This is a genomic window from Williamsia sp. Y844, assembly GCF_056786475.1.
The window spans coordinates 1,189,540-1,214,033 of record NZ_JBXCJB010000001.1 but is presented as its reverse complement, the minus strand read 5'-3'; the positions used below and the strand labels follow the sequence as shown (position 1 = coordinate 1,214,033).

The 24,494-nt window shown below is 64.7% G+C and carries 27 protein-coding genes and 1 riboswitch; of the genes, 23 read left to right on the top strand and 4 right to left on the bottom strand.

Features of this window, described 5'->3' with window-relative positions; translation table 11 throughout:
* Positions 1-224 precede the first annotated feature (224 nt).
* Positions 225-677: a hypothetical protein gene (locus AC1TQG_RS05420; RefSeq protein ID WP_482135906.1), complete on the top strand. Its 453-nt coding sequence runs from the start codon at positions 225-227 to the stop codon at positions 675-677.
* Positions 678-763: 86 nt separating this feature from the next.
* On the opposite strand, the gene AC1TQG_RS05415 is transcribed toward AC1TQG_RS05420, so the two are convergent.
* Positions 764-2,152 carry an FAD-dependent oxidoreductase gene (locus AC1TQG_RS05415; RefSeq protein WP_482135905.1) on the bottom strand — a complete coding sequence of 463 codons (1,389 nt, stop codon included), beginning with the start codon at positions 2,150-2,152 and terminating at the stop codon, positions 764-766.
* 214 nt (positions 2,153-2,366) lie between these two features.
* Between AC1TQG_RS05415 and AC1TQG_RS05410 the strand changes: the two genes are divergently transcribed.
* The 6 genes from AC1TQG_RS05410 (at position 2,367) to AC1TQG_RS05385 (ending at position 6,741) form a co-directional block, all read left to right on the top strand.
* Positions 2,367-2,870, top strand: coding sequence for an Rv0361 family membrane protein (locus AC1TQG_RS05410; protein WP_482135904.1), 504 nt, complete (start codon positions 2,367-2,369; stop codon positions 2,868-2,870).
* Complete coding sequence (locus tag AC1TQG_RS05405) at positions 2,867-3,280, top strand: rhodanese-like domain-containing protein (RefSeq protein ID WP_482135903.1); 414 nt, start codon at positions 2,867-2,869, stop codon at positions 3,278-3,280. Before AC1TQG_RS05410 ends, AC1TQG_RS05405 begins: the two co-directional genes overlap by 4 nt.
* A gap of 37 nt (positions 3,281-3,317) precedes the next feature.
* Positions 3,318-4,526, top strand: coding sequence for an O-succinylhomoserine sulfhydrylase (locus tag AC1TQG_RS05400; protein ID WP_482135902.1), 1,209 nt, complete (start codon positions 3,318-3,320; stop codon positions 4,524-4,526).
* Between the two features lie 46 nt (positions 4,527-4,572).
* Positions 4,573-5,214: a DedA family protein gene (locus tag AC1TQG_RS05395; RefSeq protein WP_482135901.1), complete on the top strand. Its 642-nt coding sequence runs from the start codon at positions 4,573-4,575 to the stop codon at positions 5,212-5,214.
* A 67-nt stretch (positions 5,215-5,281) separates the two neighbouring features.
* Positions 5,282-5,397, top strand: a riboswitch (SAM riboswitch).
* Between the two features lie 31 nt (positions 5,398-5,428).
* On the top strand, positions 5,429-6,241 hold the full coding sequence (locus tag AC1TQG_RS05390) for an aminotransferase class V-fold PLP-dependent enzyme (RefSeq protein ID WP_482135900.1): 813 nt from the start codon (positions 5,429-5,431) through the stop codon (positions 6,239-6,241).
* Positions 6,238-6,741, top strand: coding sequence for a hypothetical protein (locus AC1TQG_RS05385; protein ID WP_482135899.1), 504 nt, complete (start codon positions 6,238-6,240; stop codon positions 6,739-6,741). Before AC1TQG_RS05390 ends, AC1TQG_RS05385 begins: the two co-directional genes overlap by 4 nt.
* 48 nt (positions 6,742-6,789) lie before the next feature.
* On the opposite strand, the gene alc is transcribed toward AC1TQG_RS05385, so the two are convergent.
* The gene (alc, locus tag AC1TQG_RS05380) at positions 6,790-7,815 is read right to left on the bottom strand and encodes an allantoicase (protein ID WP_482135898.1); all 1,026 of its coding nucleotides are present in this window, start codon (positions 7,813-7,815) and stop codon (positions 6,790-6,792) included.
* Positions 7,816-7,952: 137 nt separating this feature from the next.
* Between alc and AC1TQG_RS05375 the strand changes: the two genes are divergently transcribed.
* Positions 7,953-8,447 (top strand): MarR family winged helix-turn-helix transcriptional regulator, encoded by a 495-nt coding sequence (locus tag AC1TQG_RS05375; RefSeq protein ID WP_482135897.1) that lies wholly within the window; start codon positions 7,953-7,955, stop codon positions 8,445-8,447.
* A 75-nt stretch (positions 8,448-8,522) separates the two neighbouring features.
* On the opposite strand, the gene AC1TQG_RS05370 is transcribed toward AC1TQG_RS05375, so the two are convergent.
* Positions 8,523-9,035: an inorganic diphosphatase gene (locus tag AC1TQG_RS05370; protein ID WP_482135896.1), complete on the bottom strand. Its 513-nt coding sequence runs from the start codon at positions 9,033-9,035 to the stop codon at positions 8,523-8,525.
* Positions 9,036-9,212: 177 nt separating this feature from the next.
* Here AC1TQG_RS05370 and dacB point away from each other — a divergent pair, with 177 nt between their 5' ends.
* Genes dacB through tilS form a run of 3 tightly spaced genes read left to right on the top strand, consistent with a single transcriptional unit; the run spans position 9,213 to position 12,495 of the window.
* Complete coding sequence (gene dacB, locus AC1TQG_RS05365; RefSeq protein WP_482135895.1) at positions 9,213-10,535, top strand: D-alanyl-D-alanine carboxypeptidase/D-alanyl-D-alanine endopeptidase; 1,323 nt, start codon at positions 9,213-9,215, stop codon at positions 10,533-10,535.
* On the top strand, positions 10,532-11,548 hold the full coding sequence (locus AC1TQG_RS05360; RefSeq protein ID WP_482135894.1) for a zinc-dependent metalloprotease: 1,017 nt from the start codon (positions 10,532-10,534) through the stop codon (positions 11,546-11,548). The genes dacB and AC1TQG_RS05360 overlap by 4 nt, the downstream gene beginning before the upstream one ends.
* Entirely contained in the window at positions 11,527-12,495 is a 969-nt protein-coding gene (gene tilS / locus AC1TQG_RS05355; RefSeq protein WP_482135893.1) for a tRNA lysidine(34) synthetase TilS, read from the top strand. Before AC1TQG_RS05360 ends, tilS begins: the two co-directional genes overlap by 22 nt.
* Before the next feature lie 11 nt (positions 12,496-12,506).
* Here tilS and AC1TQG_RS05350 read toward each other — a convergent pair whose 3' ends face one another.
* Complete coding sequence (locus AC1TQG_RS05350) at positions 12,507-13,130, bottom strand: DUF8020 domain-containing protein (protein ID WP_482135892.1); 624 nt, start codon at positions 13,128-13,130, stop codon at positions 12,507-12,509.
* 294 nt (positions 13,131-13,424) lie between these two features.
* Here AC1TQG_RS05350 and hpt point away from each other — a divergent pair, with 294 nt between their 5' ends.
* The 12 genes from hpt (at position 13,425) to panD (ending at position 24,494) form a co-directional block, all read left to right on the top strand.
* Positions 13,425-14,003: a hypoxanthine phosphoribosyltransferase gene (gene hpt / locus AC1TQG_RS05345; RefSeq protein WP_482135891.1), complete on the top strand. Its 579-nt coding sequence runs from the start codon at positions 13,425-13,427 to the stop codon at positions 14,001-14,003.
* Between the two features lie 10 nt (positions 14,004-14,013).
* Complete coding sequence (locus AC1TQG_RS05340) at positions 14,014-15,375, top strand: amidase (RefSeq protein WP_482135890.1); 1,362 nt, start codon at positions 14,014-14,016, stop codon at positions 15,373-15,375.
* A gap of 229 nt (positions 15,376-15,604) precedes the next feature.
* Complete coding sequence (ftsH, locus tag AC1TQG_RS05335; RefSeq protein ID WP_482135889.1) at positions 15,605-17,932, top strand: ATP-dependent zinc metalloprotease FtsH; 2,328 nt, start codon at positions 15,605-15,607, stop codon at positions 17,930-17,932.
* Positions 17,929-18,531 carry a GTP cyclohydrolase I FolE gene (gene folE, locus AC1TQG_RS05330; RefSeq protein ID WP_482135888.1) on the top strand — a complete coding sequence of 201 codons (603 nt, stop codon included), beginning with the start codon at positions 17,929-17,931 and terminating at the stop codon, positions 18,529-18,531. The genes ftsH and folE overlap by 4 nt, the downstream gene beginning before the upstream one ends.
* A gap of 20 nt (positions 18,532-18,551) precedes the next feature.
* A complete protein-coding gene (folP, locus tag AC1TQG_RS05325; protein WP_482135887.1) occupies positions 18,552-19,436 on the top strand; it encodes a dihydropteroate synthase in 885 nt (294 codons plus the stop codon).
* Entirely contained in the window at positions 19,429-19,803 is a 375-nt protein-coding gene (folB, locus tag AC1TQG_RS05320) for a dihydroneopterin aldolase (RefSeq protein WP_482135886.1), read from the top strand. Before folP ends, folB begins: the two co-directional genes overlap by 8 nt.
* A gap of 13 nt (positions 19,804-19,816) precedes the next feature.
* Positions 19,817-20,362 (top strand): 2-amino-4-hydroxy-6-hydroxymethyldihydropteridine diphosphokinase, encoded by a 546-nt coding sequence (gene folK, locus AC1TQG_RS05315; protein WP_482135885.1) that lies wholly within the window; start codon positions 19,817-19,819, stop codon positions 20,360-20,362.
* Positions 20,359-20,868, top strand: coding sequence for a DUF3180 domain-containing protein (locus tag AC1TQG_RS05310; protein WP_482135884.1), 510 nt, complete (start codon positions 20,359-20,361; stop codon positions 20,866-20,868). The genes folK and AC1TQG_RS05310 overlap by 4 nt, the downstream gene beginning before the upstream one ends.
* A gap of 89 nt (positions 20,869-20,957) precedes the next feature.
* A complete protein-coding gene (locus AC1TQG_RS05305) occupies positions 20,958-22,016 on the top strand; it encodes a DUF6779 domain-containing protein (protein ID WP_482135883.1) in 1,059 nt (352 codons plus the stop codon).
* 218 nt (positions 22,017-22,234) lie between these two features.
* On the top strand, positions 22,235-23,125 hold the full coding sequence (locus tag AC1TQG_RS05300) for a Rossmann-like and DUF2520 domain-containing protein (RefSeq protein WP_482135882.1): 891 nt from the start codon (positions 22,235-22,237) through the stop codon (positions 23,123-23,125).
* Complete coding sequence (gene panC / locus AC1TQG_RS05295) at positions 23,125-24,042, top strand: pantoate--beta-alanine ligase (protein WP_482135881.1); 918 nt, start codon at positions 23,125-23,127, stop codon at positions 24,040-24,042. The genes AC1TQG_RS05300 and panC overlap by 1 nt, the downstream gene beginning before the upstream one ends.
* Complete coding sequence (panD, locus tag AC1TQG_RS05290; protein WP_482135880.1) at positions 24,039-24,494, top strand: aspartate 1-decarboxylase; 456 nt, start codon at positions 24,039-24,041, stop codon at positions 24,492-24,494. Before panC ends, panD begins: the two co-directional genes overlap by 4 nt.

Sequence of the window (24,494 nt, the reverse complement as noted above, 5' to 3'; positions counted from 1 at the left end):
TGTCCGGGGGTAACCGCGGTTGTGCCGCGTATGAACAGCTCTGGCGAGGGTAACCTAACCTGCTCTTGCCGACGGAGTCGAGTCAAGCTCTCGTCAAAGCCCGGTAACGAAACGGTAACGATGAGCGTATAACTTACTTCTCAGTCAATTCATGGCTAACGCTCAGGCATCCAGGTCCGATTCATCCCCCAAAGCCACGTTGTGGTGCCACCAAAGGAGTGAAGATGAAGCAGAAGTTCATTCGCGCCGCCGTCGCTGCGGCCGCGGCAGTCGGAATCGCCGCAGGCAGTGCAGTCGCCACGGCCCCCGCGCAGGCTGCCCCCGTTGGTCCGGTCGACCTCGATCTGACCGGCGGCGTGTTCTGCTCGTTCGGCAAGCCAGGCGACCCGTGGGTCAACTCCTGGTACATGGTGCGCTGGATGGAGGTCAAGGCATACGGTGCCGACTTCCCCAACGTGACCCTGCAGGAGTTCAACGGGGCTTCGAAGTTCACCCCGAAGCTCAAGAAGAACGAGACCCTGCGTATCGAGACCAAGTGGTTCGGTTGCTTCCCGAGCTCGATCTCGGGCTACACCATCTCCAGCAACATCGACCCGCTGCAGAACAACATCGGATTCTGGGCGAACATCCAGCGTCGAGACAACACGCCGGACGACGACGTCGCCCCAGCCGCATAAAAAATCCGCTCCACTTGCCTGCGTTCGCTCCGGTTGCAACCGGCGCGTACGCGAATAAGTGGAGCGGATTTTTTGGTTGGAGAGCCTCAGCCCTTCTCTACCTTGTGGGGTTCGGAGGCGGCGAACATTTCGTCGCGTTCGACGACCTTGACTCGTTCGCGACCTTCGGCGGCGCCGAGTGCGCGTTCGTGTTCGTCGAGGCGGTACCAGCCGTCCCAGGTGGTGAAGGCGACGTTTTTGTTGTCGAGGTATTTGATGATGGCGTCTTCGCCGGGCTCGGCCGGATGGAGGAGTTTGCCTTCACCCATGTCGTTGAGCAGGCAGTCGACGGTCTCGTTGGCGTCACCCTTGGTGTGACCGATCAGGCCGACGGGGCCGCGTTTGATCCAACCGGTTGTGTATATGCCGGTCATGTGGGTGCCCTGGTCGAAGACCCGACCGGCTTCGTTCGGGATGACGCCGGCCTGGTCGTCGAACGGCAGCTGCGGCAGGTTGTCAGACAGGTAGCCGACCGCGCGGTAGACCGCACCCAACTCCCAGTCGGTGAACCTGCCGGTGCCGCGGACGTTGCCGGTGCCGTCGAGTTCGGTGCGTTCGGTCCGTAGTCCGACGACTTTGCCGTCCTCGCCGAGGATTTCGGTTGGCGACTCGAAAAAGTGCAGGAACAGTTTGTGCGGGCGCCCTTTGGGGTCGCGGATCGCGTACTGCTCGATGATGGTCGCGACCTGATCGGTGATCTTGCTCGAACGGCGGGCGACGGTGGAGCCTTCGTCGTACTCGATGTCTTCGGGGTTGACGATCACATCGATCGTCGGGGAATGGTCGAGTTCTTTGAGCTCGAGCGGCGTGAACTTGGCCTGCGCGGGGCCGCGACGTCCGAAGACGTGGACCTCGACGGCTTTGTTGGCCTTGAGGCCTTCATAGACGTTGGCCGGGATCTCGGTCGGCAGCAGTTCGTCGCCGGTCTTGGCCAGCACGCGCGCCACGTCCAGTGCGACATTGCCCACACCGATGACCGCGACCTTCTCGGCTTCGAGGGGCCAGGTGCGGGGGAAGTCGGGATGTCCGTCGTACCAGGCGACGAACTGGGCGGCGCCATAGGAACCGTCGAGGTCGATGCCGGGGATCTGCATGGCGCGGTCGTCGGTGGCGCCTGTGGAGAAGATCACCGCGTCGTACATCTGCTGCAGGTCTTCCAGGGCGATGTCGCTGCCGAAGTTGACGTTGCCGATCAACCGGATCTGCGGCTTGTCCAAGACCTTGTGCAGGGCGGTGATGATGCCCTTGATCCGGGGATGATCGGGGGCCACGCCGTAGCGGATCAGCCCGAACGGGGCCGGCATCCGCTCAAACAAATCAATTGAGACGCCACGGTCTTTTGCTTTGTCCGACTTCATCAATGCGTCGGCGGCATAGATACCGGCGGGGCCGGCACCGACGATGGCCACGCGAAGCGGGCGGTTCTGATCGCTCATGAGTCGCAGTTGCTTTCTCGTGCGGAGAGTTCAGGCGGACGTCACCGACGCGGACCTGGGGAGGCTACTTCCTCCCCACGGTAGGCGCTGGACCTGACCGGAACCAAAAACGTCGGTTTCTGGGTCAGTCAAGTAAGGGTTGGCTGACCAAAATCTTGTTAACCGTCTCACGGTGGTGGCAGGTCGGGCAAATATGAGCGATAAGCTCGCGGCCATGGCAGGAAGCGACTCCGCAGCCGACCGTAAACGGTCGGGTGGGGGCAAAGAGACAGAACCAGAAGTTTTTGACGACGAGCGACGGACCATCTGGCCGTTCCTTGTGGCGGCCACGATCATGGTCGTGGTCCTGGGTGCGATCGTCCTCATGCAGGTACTTCGCCCGGCGGAGGACCGGCTGACGGACCAGGCGAAAGTGACCCACGCCGTCAACGACTACTACACGGCCCAGAACGCGATCAACTACACGAGCTACCGTGCCGTCTTCTGTACCGCCGAGCTCGAGTCTGCGGACTTCCCGAGCCAGGACGAGTTCACCGCCGAGTACCGGGACGCGCGTGATGCCGACGGCAAGATCGAGGTCGGCAACATCTCGGAGACCGTCGTCAACGGCGATCGGGCCACGGCCAATGTGCACTGGTTCCGGGAACAGAAGAGCGAAACCACGATCACCCCTATTGTTCTGGTCAAAGAGGGTGGCAACTGGAAGGTGTGTGCATGAGCTACGCAGGCGATCTGACCCCGCAAGAGGCATGGAAGATCCTCGACGAGGATCCGACGTCGGTACTCGTGGACTGTCGGACCCAGGCCGAGTGGAGCTACGTGGGCGTACCGGATCTGTCTGGTGTCTCCAAGAAGCCGATACTCATCGAGTGGGTCAGCTTTCCTGACGGTGCCCGCAACGCCGATTTCGTTGGGCAGTTGCGCGAAGCCGGTGTCGAGAACGACCAGCAGGTGGTGTTCCTCTGTCGTTCCGGACAGCGTTCGATCGGTGCGGCGCAGGCCGCGACGGCCGACGGGGTGGCCAAGGCATACAACATCCTCGACGGTTTCGAAGGTGCCACCGATCCGGACGGACATCGCGGTGCGGTCGGCTGGAAGGCAACCGGCCTGCCGTGGCGGCAATCGTGACCCAGACGGCCAGATTCAAGACAGCATATTGCGCACGATGGAGGACGAGTTGAACGCCAAACTGCCCGAGGGACTTTCGCCCGAGACCCTGGCTGTGCGCGGAGGGCTCATGCGGTCCGGTTTCGAGGAGACCTCCGAGGCCATGTACCTGACCTCCGGGTACGTCTATTCGTCTGCAGCTGCGGCCGAGCGGGCCTTCACCGGCGAAGAACAGCGATTCGTCTACTCCCGCTACGGCAACCCGACTGTGGCCATGTTCCAGGAGCGGCTCCGTCAGCTCGAGGGTGCCGAGGCGTGTTTCGCCACCGCCAGTGGCATGGCGGCGGTCTTCGTGGCGCTCGGTGCGCTGCTCAAGACGGGTGACCGGCTGGTGGCTGCGCGCAGCCTGTTCGGTTCGTGCTTTGTCGTGTGCAACGAGATCCTTCCCCGCTGGGGCATCGAAACCGTCTTTGTCGACGGAGAAGACATCGAACAGTGGGAACAGGCACTGTCGAAGCCGACTGACGCGGTGTTCTTCGAGACCCCGTCGAACCCGATGCAGACCTTGGTCGATGTGGAGCGCGTCTGCGAACTCGCCCACGCCGCCGGTGCAAAGGTTGTGCTGGACAACGTCTTTGCGACCCCGCTCCTGCAGAGCGGCCTCGAGCTCGGTGCCGACGTGATCGTGTATTCGGGTACCAAACACATCGACGGCCAGGGCCGGGTGATGGGCGGGGCAGTGCTCGGAACCAAGGAGTACATCGACGGTCCGGTGCAGACCCTGATGCGGCACACCGGTCCGGCGCTGAGCCCCTTCAACGCCTGGACGTTGCTCAAGGGACTCGAAACCATGCGGTTGCGGGTGGATCATTCGACCGCCGCGGCATTGCGCATCGCCGAATTCCTGGAAGCCGATCCGCGGGTTGCGCGGGTGAGATATCCGTTCCTGCAGTCACATCCGCAGCATGATCTGGCGAAGAAGCAGATGTCCGGTGGTGGCACCGTGGTGACGTTCGAACTCGCCGACACGGGCTCGGCATCCGGAAAGGCGCGCGCGTTCGAGCTGCTCGACGGTCTGCAGATCATTGACATCTCGAACAACCTCGGGGACTCGAAGTCGTTGATCACGCACCCGGCCACCACCACCCACCGGGCGATGGGACCCGAGGGCCGGGCCGCGATCGGGCTGTCCGATTCGCTGGTCAGGCTGTCGGTCGGGCTCGAAGGTGTGGATGATTTGTTGAAGGACCTGGACCAGGCCCTGTAGCGGGAGTCGGACGACGCCACCTGAGGTCGTCACCGGAGATCGGAGGGTGGGCATTTTTCACTCGCTGGCCGATTGGGTCATCTCGATCGTGCAGTCGACGCCGCCGTGGGCGGTGTACCTCGTGGTCTTCATCGTCATCTACTGCGAGGCGGCCGCGCTCCTCGGCCTGATCATGCCCGGTGAGACAGTCCTGCTTGCCGGTGGCGTGGCAGCCGCCGTCGGCCAGACCAACATCGTGTGGCTGATAGTCGGTGCCTGCATTGCGGCGGTACTCGGTGACTGGACGGGCTATTCCATGGGCCGCAGATCCGGCGGCCGCATCACCGAAACCCGCTTCGGTGGGTGGGTTGGGCGAGAACGCTGGCAAAAGGCCGAGGAACTCATCCGCCACGGCGGGGTCGCCACCGTGATCGGGGCGCGCTGGATCGGATACGTCCGCACAGTCACCCCGTTTGTGGCCGGGATGAGCAAGATGCCGACGCGTCAATATTTGCTTGCGAATGTCGCGGGCGGCGTCGTCTGGGTGAGCGCGGTGTGCATCATCGGCTATGCGGTCGGCGAGACGGTCGGGGCAACGCTGATGTTTTATCTGGCGGTTGGTGCGGGCGTACTCATGTCCGTCTATTTCTTCTTTCGCTGGTGGCGACACCGGAGTAGGTCACAAAAGTCCTCTGCCAGCGCGGAATAACATTCACGCCGCGTTTTAAAGGTTTGTCATTTGACAGGGAAATCAATGGCGCTGCAATGTGGTTATCGGTGATGAGTGCCAGCGACAAGCCCCGGCTTGCTGGCCGGCAACCCTCCATTCGCGGCGGGGTGCTCCGGGTGACAACCTGGCCGCTGTCTGTTCGGACGGCGGCAAGCGCGGACTCCGGCGGAGTCCTGATCCGAAGGGGATGCGGGTGACAAGCTCCTCCACCAGTGATCTCAGGGAAGACATCGCCCGGTTCGTGAAGGCGCGTCCGACCGATCGAGTTCTGTTCGCGTCCGAACTTGCCGAGGCCGTTGCGCTGGTCGCCGGTGTTGCACCAGGTGACGTCCTGACACTCGATCTGACGGCCGACCTCGCGGCCACCACGTCTGAAGGCGCTGACCGTGTGATGCCGGCGCAGATTGATCTGAGGACCACCCTCGCCGCGGTGGACAGTGAACTCGAACGTCGACCGGCCGCACTCCTGATCGTCCCCGCGGTGGCCGAGGCCACCGGCGAAGTTCTGCCGTTGCCCGCCCTGGCAGCGATCGCACACCGACGCGGCGCGCGACTGCTGGTCGACGGCAGCGAGATCGTCCCCCGGCGGGCCGTGAATCTGACCAGCCATGGAATCGACTACCTCGTGTTGTCCGGCCGGTCCATGGCCGGCCCGGCTGTGGTTGTTGGGCGCGGCGACTGGCTCGCAGACGCCCGGGCCGACGTCGACGACATCAGCACCGGTCATTCCCCGGCCCGGGCGTTGGCCGACCTCGGCTACGAGTGGGTCGGCCTCCACGAGCAGGCGTTGTCGGAGTGGCTCGACGCCCAGGCGGCCCGGCTTCCCGGTATCCGCCGGCTCCAGTTGTGGCCCGATGCCCGGGACAGGGTGGGAATCGCCTCGCTCACCGTTGCGGGCCGTTCCGAACCCGTAATCATCCGCTGGGGTGCCGGCACCAGCATCGATGAGCTTGCCCGGCAACTGAACTCACTCACCGAGAATGTTTTCGAGCAGGAGAAGTCATGACCGAGATCAGTAGTGCCACCACCCCGCGGACGCGCCCCGAACTGCTGGTTGCCATCGACGGTGACGACCATCCGATCGCCTGGAGCGGGCGCCGTCCGGCCGATGCGCGGAGTTCGGCGGTCCGTCGGATCCGCCAGCCGGACTTGCGCGGCGGCATCAAGGAGCGGGCTGCGTTGCGCGCCGGATGGCAGGACCTCGGTGAGGATCCCGCTGACCTGCTGGTGGCGTTGGAGATAGACGTGGTGATCGCCGAAGACGCGGCCACCGCTCGGGCCGAGCTCCTCCGGCTGGGGGAGTCGCGATTCGGCGACACCGTGCGCTATGTCGGCACCGCCAACGGACTCCTGACGCTGATTGTCGACATCTACGCCGCCGAGGTCGCCGATGCGGTCATCTTGCGGCCCCTCGACCAGGGACAAACAGGCGATCGGCCCGGCTCGGCGCAGCTCATCGCCGATCAGGTGCTGCCCGGTCTGCTCGAGCGGGCTGCCGCAGCCTGATCCCCCCACCACGCCTGCCTTCAGGCGTGGGGGAGGGGGCATGGTCGATCAGCTCTCGCCGTTTTCCCAGCGATCGATGATCCGTGCGCGAGCATCCTCGGTCAGCGAGCCGAACAACCGCAGTCTTGCCATGCCGCCGTCGGGGAAGATGTCGAGGCGGGCCTCGGTCATCGGTCGATCGACCTCGATCAGGAACCGGTGCCGGGTGTCGGGTTGCAGGGGAGACCGGCCCAAAACCTCGAACCACTCACCGTTTTCACCGTCACGGCCACGTATCGTCGCCGATCCCGGCGCATTTCCCAGGAAGTAGCTGGTATCGAGTTCGGCGAGTCCGATCGTCGACTCACCGGCCAATTTGACCTGTACCCAGTCGTTTCCGTCATCGCGTCGGCGTGAGGTCTCCCAGCCTTCGCCCATCGTGCGGGCCCGTCCGGGCATCAGGAGATTGTTCGGAGAGCCATAGAACATGTTGGAGCAGGCGGTGATCATGCCGCCGTTCTCGAGCGCGGCCAGGTCAAAGTGTCCGTAGGACAAGAACTTCGGGTCGGGGACGCCGCGGCCGTGCACACGGAATCGCGCCACGCCACCGTCGGGATGGATCGTGAGCCGCACGTGGGTGAAGCGTTCCTTGGAATCCACCCGGAACGGATTCTGGGTATCACCGTTGACCTCCACGCGGTCGACGATCGTCTGCCACTTCGTGTCTTCCAGCAGCTCCTGTGTGGTCGGAATGCCTTCGACCGCAGCAGCTTCCACCGAGATGTACGGCGGATAGTTGCCGACGAACCACGAGGTGTCCACCACGACGCCGTAGATGATGCCGGGGACGCCAAGGCGCACGATCGCCTGGTCCACACCTGCTTCACGTCGCCGCCGGGTCTCCCAGCCGTCATAGACCTGACCCTTGTGTCCGAACGTCGCCGGTTGATACTCGGCGGCGGGCGTCTTGATGAGGTTCTCGGCCTCGGCGAAGAGGTCGTCATTGGTCCAGAGGACCGCGCCGCCGAGAGCGCGTAGAGCCAAGTCTGGCATCGAGGTGAAATGGGGCCGCGAGTTCGGCGGGGATGGGGTCACGACTCCCCAGGCTAGTGGCACGGCGGATCGGGTGCGACTCGTCGACGGTGGGTTCTTGCGTTAGCTCCGCGGCGAGGGCCATACTCTCACGCAACAACTAGTTGCATGTCGAAACTCGTTGAACCTTGAGAAGGATCATGTCGGAGGAGACACCGTCGCGAGACGATCAGATTGCGGATCTCATGGAGGTCCTGGCGAGGCACCTGCGGATTCGTGACCGCTTGGCGGCGACGCGGTGGCGAACCGCGGACGACGCTGTCGAATCTGCGGCCTACCACTGTCTGTTTCGGCTGAATCGGGCGCCGGCGCGATCGGGTGAGCTGGCCGAGGCATTGTTCAGTGACCCGTCGACGATCAGCCGCCACGTCGCTCAGCTGGTCAAATTCGGTTACGTGCGGCGCGAGGCCGATCCGCGTGACGGCCGGGCCACCATCCTGGTGGTCACCGAATCCGGTGCGCAACGGGTCGCCGATTTCCGAACCCGGCGGGCCGAGGAACTCGAGACGATGCTGGCCGATTGGGATGACGATGATGTGGAGACCCTGACCGAACTGCTCGGGAGATACGTAAGCGCTGCAGAACGCACCCTCATCGAGGCCAACGAGTCGCCTGCGGACCGCACCCGGTCCTGAGATCGCCCCACACAACCGAAAAGGGCCCGACATCGCTGATGCGAGTCGGGCCCTTTTTCGTGTATGTGGGGACGATCAGCCGCGAGAGGGCTCGTTCGCCCCGTGCGGCTGCGAGGCCAGACGTTCGATCGCTTCCTGCGCGACTTTCTCGGCCTCGGCCTTGCCTGCCCAGCCGCCACCCTGGACCTCTTTGCCGGGCTCGAGATCTTTGTAGTGCTCGAAGAAGTGGGCGATCGCCTTGAGCTCGAAGTCCGAGACGTCGCCGACATCCTGGATGTGGTCCCAGCGGACATCTCCGGCCGGAACGGCCAGCAGCTTGTCGTCACCACCGGCCTCATCGGTCATGCGGAACATGCCGACGATGCGGGCGCGGACGATCACGCCGGGGTAGACGGACTCGGGGAGCAACACCATGGCGTCCAACGGATCGCCGTCCTCGCCGAGGGTGTTGTCGATGTACCCGTAGTCGGCGGGATAGCCCATCGATGTGTACAGGTACCGGTCGAGATAAATCTTTCCCGACTCGTGGTCTACTTCGTACTTGTTGCGTTGTCCCTTGGGGATCTCAATCGTGACGTCGAAGTCCACGTTGTACTCCTCGTGTGTTCTGCCTACCCAAAGTGTTCTCCGGTAGCCGGTCAGCAAATCGACTCAACGATACTGTGGAGACCTGTGCCCGCCGCGAGCGGCAAGAACTTCGACCGGAGGTAATTCGTGCCAGGCAGTTCGCCGAGTCGCAAGGGGCTCCTGTGGACGCTACTACCGGTGGTTGTACTGATCGTCGTCGCGGCGATTGTACTGGTCATCGCGTTGCGTGTGGACGAGAAGCACAACAGTCTGCCTGCGGGTGCCTCCGCGCAGCCGTCGCCGGTATCGCTTGTCCCGCAGATCAGCCCGGTGGCCACCGATGCGCCGCTGCCCACGTCGGCCGGGATCGCTGCCGCTCTGTCGGAGGTGCTGTCGAACCCGGGTCTGGGCGAGCTGTCGGGCGAGGTCTCCGATGCGCTCACCGGTCAGACACTCTGGTCGCAGACCCCGAACCGCCCGATGGTGCCGGCTTCGACGATCAAGATCCTCACCACGGCGGCCGCTTTGCTGGCGTTGCCGCATGATCAGCGGATCTCGACCACGGTGGTTGCCGGTGCCGACGGACAGGTGATCCTGGTTGGCGCGGGCGACCCGACGCTGTCCGCGCAACCAGAGGGGCAGGAGACGTTCTTCACCGATGCCCCGCGGATCGCCGCGCTGGCCGATCAGATCGAGAAGGCCGGTATCGATGTCACCTCGGTGGCGGTCGACACCAGTGCCTTCTCCGGTCCGACGATGGCGTCGAGTTGGGATCCGGTGGACATCGCCGACGGCAACATCACACCGATCGAATCGCTCATCGCCGATTCCGGGCGAATCGATCCGCTGGAGATCGATTCGCCGCGGACCCCGACCCCGGCACTGGCCGCCGGGACGGCACTGGCCGCGGCGCTCGGCGTCGAGAACCCCGTGGTCCAGGCAACTGCTCCGGCAGGCGGCGCCGTGATCGCCACCGTCACGTCGGCGCCCCTGGTGACCCGACTCGGGGACATGATGCGTGCCAGCGACAACGTGCTCGCCGAGACCACGTCCATTGAGATCTCCAAGGCGATCGGCGGCAGGCCGACGCTGGCCGGAGGTATCGAAGCTGTTCGAAAAGTTCTGAGTGATAACGGTTTCAACATGGATGGCACGGTCTTCGGGGATGTCAGCGGCCTATCCGAGGACAACAGAATTTCGGCCGGGTTGCTCGACAAGGTGACCGGCGCCGGAGCCGGGACAGCCCAGCCGAAGCTGCGGCCGCTGCTGGACATGCTGCCGGTGGCCGGTGCGACCGGCACCCTGGCGGAGCGTTTTGTTCTCGAGAACGCCGACGGTGCCGGGTGGATCCGCGCAAAGACCGGAACATTGACGGTCGCCAGTGCGTTGGCCGGAGTGGTGCAGACGAAAGAAGGACGCGTGCTCAGTTTTGCTCTGATGTCCAATGGCACCGGGCCGACCGAGGCCCGGCCCGCGCTCGATGCGGTCGCCGCGGCCTTGCGTGATTGCGGATGCCGATGAGTATCGACTGGGAGCTCGCCGCGTCGGTGGGCAAGAAGATCGCCCGGCCCGGTCCGCTGACCACGGCCTACACGGCCGAAGCCGCCCGCAACGAGCTGGCGGCGTCGGCAGTGGCGTCCGAAGTGCCGGTTCGGGAGGTCACCGGGCTGGCCGACGGACTTCCGGTGCCCGCAGCGCGGGTACTCGACCGCGGCGAATGGATCGAGGCGGCGGCACTGTCGATGGCGGCGATGCTCGACCCCGGTGAACCCGACGAAAAGCCCGGGGTGACCGGACGAATCGCGGGTCTGCAGGCCGGTGGACTGCTGGCCCTGATGTCGAGCGCCATCCTGGGTCAGTACGACCCGTTCACCCCGGATCCGATCAGCGGACACGACGGCGTGCTGATGCTGGTGACCCCCAACATCATCGCGGTCGAGCGTGGGTTGCGGGTGGTACCGGCCGACTTCCGGCTCTGGGTGTGCCTGCACGAGGTGACCCATCGGGTGCAGTTCTCGGCGAACCCCTGGCTGCGTGACTACATGCAGTCGAACGTCGAGGCGCTCACTTCCGAGGATGTCGAGTCCACCGGTGAGATGGTGTCGCGGATCAGCGCCGCGCTCCGCAGCGATCTCCCGAGGGAAAAAGGAATTGTCGGCGCGATGCAGCTCCTGCAGTCCCCGGAGCAGTACGAAGCGTTCAGCCGGATGATGATGCTCGGCACGCTCCTCGAAGGCCACGCCGACCACGTGATGGACGCGGTGGGTCCGGCCAAGGTGCCGACCGTCGACCGGATTCGTACCGCATTCGACAAGCGTCGGGCCAGGCCTCAGAACCCCGTACAGCGGCTGCTGCGCACGTTGATGGGCATGGACGCGAAGATCGCCCAGTACACGCGGGGCAAGGCATTTGTGGACGAAGTGGTCGAGACGGTCGGCATGACCCGCTTCAACGCGATCTGGACCGGCCCGGAGACGATGCCGACGCCCGCTGAGATCGAAACCCCCCGGGCGTGGATCGATCGCGTGTTGTGAACTCCGGAGCGGTCTCCGAGATCACCAGGGCGGTAAAGGTTTTCGCCCGCGAGTATCTGACCGGGCCGCAGGTGTGCGTGGGGTTGTCTGGGGGCCCTGATTCGACCGCGCTGACCGCGGCTGCCGTGCGGGCGGGCCTGGACGTGCGGGCCCTGATCGTCGACCACCGTTTGCAGGCCGGTTCGGACGTGGTCGCCGAAAAGGCGGCGGCGATGGCAGCGGCGCTTGGTGCGCAACCGGTGATCGTCGGGGTGGACGTTGCCGGTGCCGGTGGTCCGGAAGCGGCGGCCCGTCGCGCTCGGTACGCAGCTTTCGACGCGCATCGCGCTGATCGACCGGTCCTTCTCGGTCACACACTCGACGACCAGGCCGAAACCGTACTGCTGGGTTTCGCGCGCGGGTCGGGAGCCCGGTCCGTGGCCGGGATGCGGCCGTGGGCGCCACCGTTCGGGCGGCCGCTCCTCGGTGTACGACGCTCGGTCGCGGTGGCCGCCTGCGTCGAACTCGATGTGACCCCGTACAAGGATCCGCACAACCGGGATCCGCGGTTCACTCGCGTCCGGTTGCGGCGTGAGGTGATGCCACTGCTCGAGGAGGTGCTGCAAGGGGGCGTCGCCGAGGCATTGGCGCGGACCGCGCGGCAGCTGCAGCTCGACGTCGACGTGGTCGAAGGGATGGTCGATGACCACGCCGCGCTTGTCGACGGCGTTGAGGTGGATTATGCCGACCTCGCGGCGCTGCCGGGTGCCATCCGGCTGCGCCTGCTGCGACGGTGGTTGCTGGCCAATGGCGCCACCGAGCCCACCGACGCCGTGGTTCAGGCGGTCGACGCGTTGGTCATGCGGTGGCGAGGCCAGGGAGCGGTGGCGATCGGTGGCCGGCCGCAGTTTCGTACCCAGGTGAGCAGACGCGGCGCCCGACTTGTCGTCGAGCGCCGCGAGCGTTGAATCGCGCCGGATCAGGGTGCCGGTGCCACGAAGGGCGAATTGATCGTGTTGAAGTACTGGATCGCAGCGCCGATCAGGGTGGGTCCGCCGACCGCGATCGTGCCGAGGACGCCGCCGATACCGGCTCCGGTGACGGCACCCGGTAGGCAACCGGCTACAACGGCAGGCAGTCCGAGGACACAACCGATCCCGGCGCCGATGATGGTGCCGACCAACCCGCCGATCGCCACGGACACCGATATGTAGGTGCCGAGCGTCTCCAGCGCCTGCATGTCGCGTTCTTCTCGGGTCGTGGGCGCGGCGACCGGGGTGGCCGCGGCCGGATCGACAACCGGTGTGAGGGTGGCCGTGCGGCCGTCCACATTCGCCGCGATCGGGAACTGTTGGTTGTCGAGGTTGAAGAACAGCGGAACGGTGGCAGCCACGTTGCCGGTGGCGTCGACGATCTCGAGCTGACCGTCGTTGGTACGCAGTGACCCGATGTCTGTCGAAAGGACGATCTGGTCGCCCCCGACGATGTCGGCCTGATAGTTGATGTCATTGGCCGGTGCGGCATTTGCCGGTATTGCTGTCAGGAAGCCGGCGGCGGTGACGGCTGATGCAATGAGTGCGATGAATCCATTTCTGCGTTTCATGGGTACGTCCTGAGGGGTTTTGGGCGGGTGTGAAGCGTCACCCGAAAGGTGATTGATTTTCGCCACGTGCCCAATTTCGATTCAACCGAAAGCTGTCCGACTTTCGCCGATCGCTCCCCCTGACCGTATTTCGAAACGGCTCGTGGATCTTGTGTGCTTCGGTGTCGCGCGCAATCAGTAAAACAAAACTGTGATTGCGAAAAACTCGCGATGGTGGAAATCATCCGTTCGGTGGACTTCGCGATGCTTTGGTGGGTTGTTGCCCCCTGCAATTGCTGTCATGGCGTTTGAGGCATGATGTCCCTTGTGACGGCGCAGCGTGATCCATACGGCAATGACATCGAAGCGGTAGTGGTCACAGAGGAGCAGATCAGGCAGCGGACCATCGAGTTGGCCGAGACGGTCGCCTCGCGCTACCGGGACGCTCCGGACGACCTCGTTCTGATCGGGGTCCTCAAGGGGGCGGTCATGTTCATGACCGACTTCGCCCGGGCGTTGCCGATCCCTTCGCAGCTCGAGTTCATGGCCGTGAGTTCGTACGGCTCGTCGACATCGTCGTCGGGCGTGGTGCGGATTCTCAAGGACCTCGACCGCGACATCAACGATCGCGACGTCGTGATCGTCGAGGACATCATCGATTCGGGATTGACCCTGTCCTGGCTGATCAAGAACCTCCGCACCCGCCACCCGCGGTCTCTGGAGGTGTGCACACTGCTGCGCAAACCAGATGCGGTCCGCGCGGACGTACATGTGGCCGATGTCGGATTCGACATCCCCAACGAGTTCGTCGTCGGATACGGTCTCGACTACGCCGAGCGCTACCGCGACCTGCCGTACGTCGGCCGCTTGCATCCGTCCGTCTACACAGACTAAAAGGTGATCGATGACTGCAGTCCAGACCGCCGCCGGAGTACGCGCGGGACGGCTTGACCCAGTCGAGGTCACCCGGGAGGCGCTGGCCCGGATCTCACAGCGCGATTCGGAACTGGGTGCTTTTGTCGCGGTCCGGGCCGACCGGGCTGTTTCCGAAGCCGAGGTTTTGACCGCGCATCCACAACTTGCTGAATTGCCGTTGGCAGGTGTGCCGGTGGCGATCAAGGACAATATTCCGATCGCCGGTGAAATCATGACGGTCGGATCGCAGGCCACCAGCCGTGCGCCGCAGTTGACCAACCACACCGTTGTTCGGAGATTGCGTGCGGCCGGGGCGATTGTCATCGGGACCACCGCAGTTCCGGAATTGTGTATGTGGGGGACCACGGATAATCAGGCCACCATTTCGCGTAATCCCTGGAATACCAAGCGAACCCCTGGCGGTTCGTCGGGCGGATCGGCCGCCGCCGTTGCCAGTGGCCAGGTCGACATCGCCCACGGCAACGATGGGCTGGGCTCGATCCGGATACCGGCGGCAGACTGCGGAGTCTTCGGCATCAAACCGGGGCGGGGCGTGGTGCCGTCCGAGTTTGGTGGCAACGGCTGGTTCGGCATGAGTGAGAACGGGCCACTGGCCACCACGGTCGCCGACGCGGCACTGATGCTCTCGGTGATGGCCGATGCGCCAGATCTGGCGAAGGCGGGTCTGTCGACAGATCCGGGATCGCTTGGCATCGTCGTGGCCGAGAACTTTCCCCTTGCCGTCGGCAAGACCGACAAACATTGGGCGCAGGCGCAGGAGAGTTGCAGTTCACTGCTGGCCGACCTCGGTCACCGGGTGCCGCACGCAGACCTGCCGTACCCCGCGAATCCCGCGCCCCTGCTGATGCGTTGGCTTGCCGGTGCGGCCGCCGATGCCGATGACATCGAGGCGGCCGGTGGGGATCTGGACAAGCTGCAGCGGCGCAGCAAAGTCCATACGTCACTCGGGCGGACTGTGACCCGTTTCGATCTGGTGAACGACAGTCAGGTCGACAAGATCGAGAAGAAAGTCCTCGCATACCTCGACCGCAACAAGGCCGATGTGCTCCTGACCCCGGCATTGGCGACGTCTCCGCCTGCGGCGAAGCAATGGAGTTCGGCGAGTTGGGCCGCGAACATGTGGGCCAACGTCGGCTATGCCCCCTTCTGCGGGCTCTTCAATCTCCTGGGCTGGCCGGCGATGTCGGTCCCCTTCGGCGTTCACCCGGTCACCCGCACCCCCCTTGCCGTGCACTTCGCAGGCAGGCCCGGATCCGAAGCGCGCCTGCTGACCTTGGCTGCCCAGATCGAAGGCGCCCGTCCCTGGCAGAGGGTCGCACCCGGCTTCTGACCGCGCCCGCTCATCGGTATCACGCCCGCGTGGTCTGCAGGCCGCGCAAGTGTGAGAAGCGTAAGCGGGCACCCGATGGATTGACCTGCAATTGCGCTCCTAGGGAACGCCTGACCATGGTGAATCGTTGACGGGTAGCCTGAGAACTCAGATATCCCGACTGGAAGGACGCGCCGAAATCACAGCGAGAGCCACAGACGTGGCTCTCGGTCTCGGCTGACACACCTCAATGAACCGTAAGACTGTCTTTCGCAATCTGGCGATCGTGGCCGTTATCGTGCTGGCGATCTGGGGTTGGACCCTGCTACGGGACAACAATCGTGACTACAAGGCCGTCGACACGTCGGTGGCGATTACGCAGCTCAACACCAAGAACGTGGACGAGGTGCAGATCGACGACCGCGAGCAGACGCTGCGGATGACGATCAAGGATCCGAGTCAGACGGACGGTGAGAAGAAGATCTCGGCGAAGTACCCGGCGCAAGCCACCGAAGAGATCTTCAACCGCGTCAACGACACCGGTGCGACGTATCAGACGAACGTCAACAAAGACTCGTTCCTGATGCAGATGCTGATCTTCATCCTGCCGCTGGTCTTGCTGTTCGGGTTGTTCTTCTTCGTGATGAGCCGGATGCAAGGTGGTGGCAAGGGCGGTGTCATGGGCTTCGGGAAGTCCAAGGCCAAACAGCTCACCAAAGACATGCCGTCCACCACGTTCTCAGATGTCGCCGGTGCCGATGAAGCCGTCGAAGAACTCTTCGAGATCAAAGACTTCCTGCAGAACCCGGCCCGCTACCAGGCACTCGGCGCCAAGATCCCCAGGGGTGTGCTGCTCTACGGCCCACCCGGAACCGGCAAGACGCTGCTCGCACGCGCGGTTGCCGGTGAGGCCGGTGTCCCGTTCTTCACGATCTCCGGTTCGGATTTCGTCGAGATGTTCGTCGGCGTCGGTGCCTCGCGAGTGCGTGACATGTTCGAGCAGGCCAAGAACAACAGTCCTTGCATCATCTTCGTCGACGAGATCGATGCGGTCGGCCGCCAGCGTGGTGCCGGCCTCGGCGGTGGTCATGACGAGCGCGAGCAGACCCTCAACCAGTTGCTGGTGGAGATGGACGGATTCGGTGAGCGTTCGGGCGTCATCCTGATCGCGGCGACCAACCGTCCCGACATCCTCGACCCGGCGCTGCTGCGTCCGGGCCGCTTCGACCGCCAGATCCCGGTCAGCAACCCCGATATGGCCGGACGCCGGGCGATCCTGAACGTCCACGCCCAGGGCAAGCCGATCGACGCCGACGCCGACCTCGACGGTCTGGCCAAGCGCACACCCGGCATGTCCGGCGCCGACCTGGCGAACGTCATCAACGAGGCCGCATTGCTCGCGGCTCGCGAAAACCGCACCACGATCACCGCCGAACTCCTCGAAGAGTCGGTCGATCGCGTCATCGGTGGTCCGCGTCGTAAGAGCCGGATCATCAGCGAACACGAGAAGAAGATCGTGGCGTACCACGAGGGTGGACACACCCTGGCCGCGTGGGCGATGCCCGATCTCGACCCGATCTACAAGGTGACCATCCTGGCCCGCGGTCGTACCGGCGGACATGCTCTGGCCGTGCCCGAGCAGGACAAAGACCTGATGACACGGTCGGAGATGATCGCTCGTCTGGTGATGGCGATGGGTGGGCGCGCTGCCGAGGAACTGGTGTTCCACGAGCCGACCACCGGAGCTTCGTCCGACATCGATCAAGCGACCAAGATCGCCCGCGCGATGGTGACCGAGTACGGCATGAGTGCCCGCTTGGGCGCCGTTCGCTATGGCCAGGAGCAGGGCGATCCGTTCCTGGGCCGATCGATGGGCACGCATGCGGATTACTCGCCCGAGGTTGCCAGCGAGATCGACGACGAGGTGCGTCGCCTGATCGAGGCCGCGCACACCGAGGCCTGGGCCATCCTCACCGAGTACCGGGACACCCTCGATGAACTCGCGACCCAGCTGCTCGAACGCGAGACGCTGACCCGCAAGGACCTCGAGAAGATCTTCGACAAGGTCTCAAAGCGTCCCCGCATCACCACGTTCAACGACTTCGGTGAGCGCACCCCCAGCGACAAGCCGCCGGTCAAGACCCCCGGTGAGCTGGCCAAGGAACGCGGCGAGCCGTGGCCGCCCGAGGCCCCGAAAACGCCGGAGCTGACAAAAACGGGTTCGCATGCGCAGCCCGGACCGGGTCAGCAGCAGCCGGGTGCGACTTCGGGTGGAACCCGTCCTGATTACGGTGCTCCGGCCGGGTGGTCGGCACCGGGATGGCCCCCTGGTAACTCTCCGAGCGGTGGCCCCCAGGGCGGTGGCCAGCCGAACGGGCAACCCGGTGGTGGGTACCCCAATGGTGGTTACCCACAGGCACCAGGGAATCCTTATGCACAACCGCACAACCCCTATGGTCGGCCTCCGGCAAACGGACATCACAACGGTGACGGACACGGCGGCGGACACAACGGTGGCGGCCAGGGCGATGAAGGCCAGAACGGCCAACCGCCCTCAACCGGACAGAATGGACAATGACGTACCGCGAAGACTGCACCGCGATTGCCCCTTTTGATGCTGAGCGTGCCGAGCGCGCTGTTCGAGAACTTCTCATTGCTGTCGGCGAGGACCCGGAACGTGATGGGCTGAAGGAGACTCCGGCCCGGGTGGCCCGGGCCTACCAGGAGATGTTCGGCGGCCTGCACACCGATCCCGATGAGGTCCTCGCGACCACATTCGATGTCGGGCACGACGAATTGGTCCTGGTCAAGGACATCCCGATGTACTCGACCTGCGAGCATCACCTGGTCTCGTTTCACGGTGTCGCCCATGTCGGTTACATCCCCGGTGCCAGCGGTCAGGTCACCGGCTTGTCGAAGCTTGCCCGGGTTGTCGACCTGTATGCCCGCAGGCCGCAGGTCCAGGAGCGGCTCACCACACAGATCGCCGACGCAATCGTCCGGAGGCTCGATCCGCGCGGTGTCATCGTCGTGATCGAGGCCGAGCACTTGTGCATGGCGATGCGCGGTATCCGTAAGCCGGGTGCCACGACCACCACCTCGGCGGTCCGCGGGCAGTTCAAGACCAGTGCGATCTCGCGTGGAGAAGCACTGGATCTGATTTCCCGAAAGAGCTAGTGCTGCAAGACAGTGCCGTCATGAAGGGTTCGGGCGTCGTGAACACGGTCATCATGGGCGTGGTCAATGTGACCGCCGATTCCTTCTCGGACGGCGGTCGGTATCTCGATGTCGACGCAGCCATCGAGCACGGTGTTGCTCTGGTGGCCGACGGCGCGGACATCATCGACGTCGGTGGTGAATCAACGCGACCGGGTGCCCAGCGGGTCGACTCCGAATTGGAGATCGCGCGCGTCCGGCCGGTGATCGAAGGCCTGTCGGCACGCGGGATCGTGACGTCGGTCGACACGATGCGGGCCCGGGTCGCGGAGGCCGCGTTGTCGGCCGGGGTCGGCATCATCAACGACGTCTCCGGTGGCCGCGCCGATCCCGACATGGCCAAGGTCGTCGCGGAATCGGGGTCACCCTGGATCCTGATGCACTGGCGGCCGACGGATGCCGACTGGGCGCATTCGGGTAGAGCTGCCGGATATGGCGATGTGGTGTCCGAGGTCAGAAGCGAACTCCTCGAGCAGGTCGACGCCGCCGTGAAGGCCGGTGTCGATCCCGGTGCGCTGATCCTCGACCCCGGACTGGGCTTTGCGAAGACAGGCGAACACAACTGGGCGTTGTTGCAGCGTCTACCCGAGTTCCTGGAGTTGGGGTTCCCGGTGCTCATCGGGGCTTCCCGGAAGCGTTTCCTGGGGACCCTTCTCGCCGACGCCGATGGGAATCCGAGGCCGCCTGCTGGACGGGAAGTGGCCACGGCCGCACTCAGTGCGCTGGCTGCGGCCCACGGCGCGTGGGGTGTTCGGGTACACGACGTGGCGTCGAGTCGCGATGCGATCGCCGTTGCGAAGGCATGGAACGCCGGGGGATCTCCGGTTGTGAACGAACAAGTCGATACGAAGGGGCGCAATGGCTGACCGAATCGAGTTGCGCGGGTTGAAGGTCCGGGGCAACCATGGCGTGTTCGACCATGAGCGCACCGATGGCCAGGACTTCATCGTCGATGTGATCCTGTGGGTCGACTCGCGGGTCGCTGCGGCCACCGATGACCTTGCCGACACGGTCGACTACGGCGCACTGGCTCAGACCGCGCACGACATCATCGCGGGAACCCCGCGGAATCTGATCGAGACGGTGGCCGCCGAAATCGCCGACACGGTGATGCTCGAAACGGAGCAGGTGGCGGCGTGCGAAGTGACGCTTCACAAGCCGTCCGCGCCGATCCCGCTGACGTTCGACGATGTTGCGGTGGTGGCCAGGCGGTCCCGTAAGGGCATGCAATGAGTGGGGCAACACCGTGAGCCGTGCGGTGCTCTCGATCGGCTCCAACATCGGGGATCGGATGGCGCATCTGCAGTCGGTCTGCGACGGGCTCGCCGATGTGGTGGTGGCGACCTCCGCCGTCTACTCGACCGCGCCCTGGGGTGGTGTGGAGCAGCAGGACTTCTTCAATGCTGTTGTGGTGGTCGATGATCCGAACCGGGAGGCCGCCGACTGGCTGGCCGCCGGGCAGGAGCTCGAGCAGCAGGCGCAGCGGATCCGCGAACAGCATTGGGGTCCAAGAACTCTGGATGTCGACGTCATCTCGGTGACCAGTGCGGGCCGCGATGTCATCTCTGATGATCCGACCCTGACGCTGCCGCATCCGAGAGCGTCGCAACGCGCGTTTGTCCTGGCCCCGTGGCGCGATGTTGATCCGGCGGCGACGCTGTGGCACGACGGCGCAGCGACCCCGGTGGCCGATCTGCTTGCGGCACTACCGGACGACGAGCGATCTGGGGTGCACCGCACCGACCGGCAACTTGTGGTCGCCGGCCGCGACGAGGCGGACACGGGCCGATGAACCGGCGAAATCCGCGGCAGCAGTCCGATGACGGCAAGATGGGTCCGACCCGGGTCCGTGATCTGTCGGCCTTGGCCGCGGTTGCCGCCGTGGTGGTGTTCCTGCTGGTCCGCGTCAGTTACGGTTCGATGCCACCACTGCCATTGCTGGCCGGTGTGGTGCTGTATCTGCTTGCCGCCCTTGAAGTTGTGATCGCATTCGTTGTCCGTTCGCGCGTCCGGGACCGCGAGGTCGGGGCGCACCACGGACAGTTGCATCCGATCACCGCGGCGCGGGTTCTGGCACTGGCCAAGGCGTCGGCGATCCTCGGTGCGCTCGCAACGGGTGTGTGGGCCGGGACGCTCGTCTATCTCCTGACACGACAAAGTGAACTGGCCGCCGCGCGGGAGGATCTGCCGAGCGCGATCGTCGGGTTGATCGGTGCAATCCTGCTTGCGGTCGCGGCGTTGTGGCTCGAATATTGCTGTCGCGCGCCTGATGATCCGTCCGAGGATCTCCCCGCCTGATCGGCGGTGACAATCATCATGACCGTCTATAACAGGACTTGCCGGGTGAGATGGCGAATTCGTCCGCCGCAGCCCGGTATGTTTGCCCCATGACCACCTCCGCTGGCCGCTCGGCTGACGCCAGAAGGACTCGTCGTGGTCCGGGCCAATGGCTCATCGGCGCTTTGCTGCTGCTCGCTCTCGGTTCGAGCGTGTTCATGATCGTCACCTCGGAGATGAGCGTGGCCGGTTCGCTGGCCGTCATCACCGCGCTGTGGGCTGCGGTCATCGGCGCCATCCTGGTGACCAAATACCGTCGCGCCGCAGATTCCGCGGACGCGAAGGCCCGTGATCTGCGGTTGGTCTACGAATTGCAGCTCGAGCGCGAGATCACCGCCCGCCGCCAGTACGAACTCGGTGTCGAGACCCAGGTTCGCCGCGAGGTCAGCGCCGAATCCGGTTCCGAACTCGCCGCGCTCAAGACCGAGCTGCAGTCGCTTCGTGAGAGTTTGGAGCAGATCCTCGGCGAACTGCCGGAAGATCGCATCGCGCTCTTCCGCGAGAAGCTACCCGAGCTGGAGAACGGATCCAGTTGGCTCAATCGTCCGGATGCCGCATATGCCTCCGGTTTCGCCGAGTACCCGAGTGGTCTCGTCGATGACGGCGCGCTTGCCGAACAGGACTTCGCGTCCACGGCACCGCCTGCCGACGACTCCCCACGTGGGGGTGACGACATGACAGAGGTCTTTCCGGTGATCGCCGCCGAGGAGCCACTGCCCGCCGAGCCCGAGCCGGCCACAGCCGAACCGGCCGAGGCCGAGGACGAAGACGAAGACGAAGAGATCGTCGCCGAGCTGGTCGACGAATCGGCCGATGACAGCACTGCCGAACCGGCCTCGGAGTCCGAACCCCGTGCCTCGGGTAGGCGTCGTCGTGCTGATGAGCCCGCCGAGGACGCTGCGGACCCCGAAGGTTTTGCCGATGACAACCCGACCGATGAATGGGAAGTCGCACCGCCCGAGGATGCCATCCCCGATGCTCTGCTGGCCGAGGGCGAAGGTTCGCCCGATCACTCAGGGGCTCATGAATCCGGCCGTTCGGTCTCGGAACTGCTCCAGGGGTTTGCAGGTTCTTCCCCCAGCTCAGGGCGCCGTCGCCGCCGCGACTGAGTCCGATCGGTTCGACAACCGGTAGTGCGCGGCCGGGTTCTGGCCACCACGGCCGATATGCATTTCGGTGAGGCCGATCACAGCGGTTGGCGGTTTCGACGCTGCGGGATCTATCCTCGCTGCGAGACGTCTGGTACCCGAAATCGACTCTTTCGGCCGTGATCAATCATCCGGTTGGACGGGTTCGGTGGGACTGGAACGAATGATGGAGGACATCGGTGACCTCGACCGGGATTACCAACTGGCCCGCGCCTGCCCGCCTGACGGTGGGCATCGTGTCGGCGGGCCGTGTGGGCACAACCATCGGTGAGGCGCTCGAACGTGCCGAACACGTGGTCGGAGCGGTTGCAGCTTCGTCGCCACAGTCGCGGCGTCGGGCCGCCGAACGACTGCCCGAATCAGAGATCCTTGCCCCGCGTGAAGTCGCGGCGCGGTGCGAACTGCTGATTCTGGCAGTACCCGACGATCAACTCCCGCTGCTCATCGCCGACTTCGCCGCGTCCGGCTCGGTTCGGCCGGGCACGATTGTCGCCCATACCGCCGGAGCCAACGGCGTTCGCATTCTCGATCCCCTCACCGACGCCGGAGCGTTGCCACTGGCCCTTCATCCGGCGATGACCTTCATCGGTACCGGAGAAGACACCGACCGCCTCAACGACTGCTGTTTCGGGGTCACCGCCGCCGACGAGATCGGTCTGGCCATCGGACAGTCCCTGGTGCTGGAGATGGGTGGTGAACCGGTCCACGTCCACGAAACCGACCGGACGCTCTATCACGCGGCATTGGCACACGGCGCAAATCATCTGGTGGCCCTGGTCTGTGACGCCGCAGCCGCCCTGCGCAAGGTCCTCGACGGACAAGACGTGCGGCCGGAACGGCTCCTCGGCCCGCTGCTGACCGCAGCCCTCGACAATGCCCTGCATATGGGCCCTGCGGCGCTGACCGGGCCGGTCAAGCGCGGCGACACCGCTGCGGTTGCCCGCCACCTCGACGCGCTGACCGCAGCAGACCCCGCCATCGCCGACGGATACCGGGCGATGGCCCGTCGCGCCGCCGCGTATACCGATCCACCCCCTGATCTGACCGAGCTCCTCGGAGGTGAGCACTGATGCCGGGTACCGACCTGACTTCTGAAAAGCCGTATACGGCAGGTAAATTGACCGTCCACCGCGATCCGGCGATGCTGAACAAGATCAGCCGGGCCTTGCGGTCGACCGGCAAACGGGTGGTGCTGGTCCCGACGATGGGCGCGCTGCACGCCGGTCATCTGGAGCTCATCCGGGCGGCCAAGGCCAAGGGTGATGCCGTGGTGATCACCTCGATCTTCGTGAACCCGCTGCAGTTCTCGGCCGACGAAGACCTCGACGCCTACCCGCGGACGTTCGACACCGACTGCGATCTGTTGCGCGCTGCGGGAGTCGAGTTGGTCTACGCGCCGCGGGTCTCGGACATGTACCCGAATGGTCCTCGGACCACCGTGCATCCGGGCCCCCTTGGCGCCGAGCTCGAAGGGGCGTCACGGCCGACCCACTTTGCCGGGATGCTGACCGTGGTGCTCAAGCTGCTCAACATCGCGGCACCGATGGAGGCGTACTTCGGTGAGAAGGACTACCAGCAGCTGACGTTGATCCGGCAGATGGTGCGCGACCTCGACCTCGACATCCGCATCGTCGGCGTGCCGACCGTGCGTGAATCCGACGGGCTCGCAATGTCTTCGCGTAACCGGTACCTCGATCCCGCGCAGCGTGAGCTGGCCACGACCCTGTCTGCGGCCCTGGTCGCCGGTGCCTATGCGGCAGCCGGTGGTGTGCAGGCAATTCTCGAAACGGCCGGGCAGGTGCTCGCACTACATCCGGAGATCGAGGTCGATTACCTGGAAGTGCGTGGCCCGGGTTTGGAAGCGCCCCCGGACAAGGGTGACGGCAGGCTTTTGGTCGCAGCTCGGATCGGCAGTACTCGGCTGATCGACAACGTAGGCGTCGCGATAGGTACGGGTTTCGTCGAAAGAGGAGAGAACACACCATGATTCGCACGATGATGACTTCAAAAATCCACCGCGCCACCGTGACGCAGGCGGATCTGCATTACGTCGGTTCGGTGACGGTCGATCAGGATCTACTCGACGCCGCGGGCCTGCTCGAAGGCGAGAAGGTCTCGATCGTCGACATCACCAACGGTGCACGTCTGGAGACGTACACGATTGCCGGTGAGCGCGGTTCGGGTGTCATCGGTATCAACGGTGCCGCAGCACATCTCGTGCATCCGGGGGACCTGGTCATCCTGATCGCCTACGGTGGCCTCGACGAGCGCGAGCTGCTCGAGTACAGCCCACGGGTGGTGTTCGTCGACGAGCAGAACAAGATCCTCGAGCTGGGGGCCGACCCGGCGCATGCCCCGGAAGGCAGCGGGCTCCTGGATCCGCGCGAATTGTCCTCCACCCCATTGTCTTCCGCCCCATTGTCTTCCGCTACCGCCTGA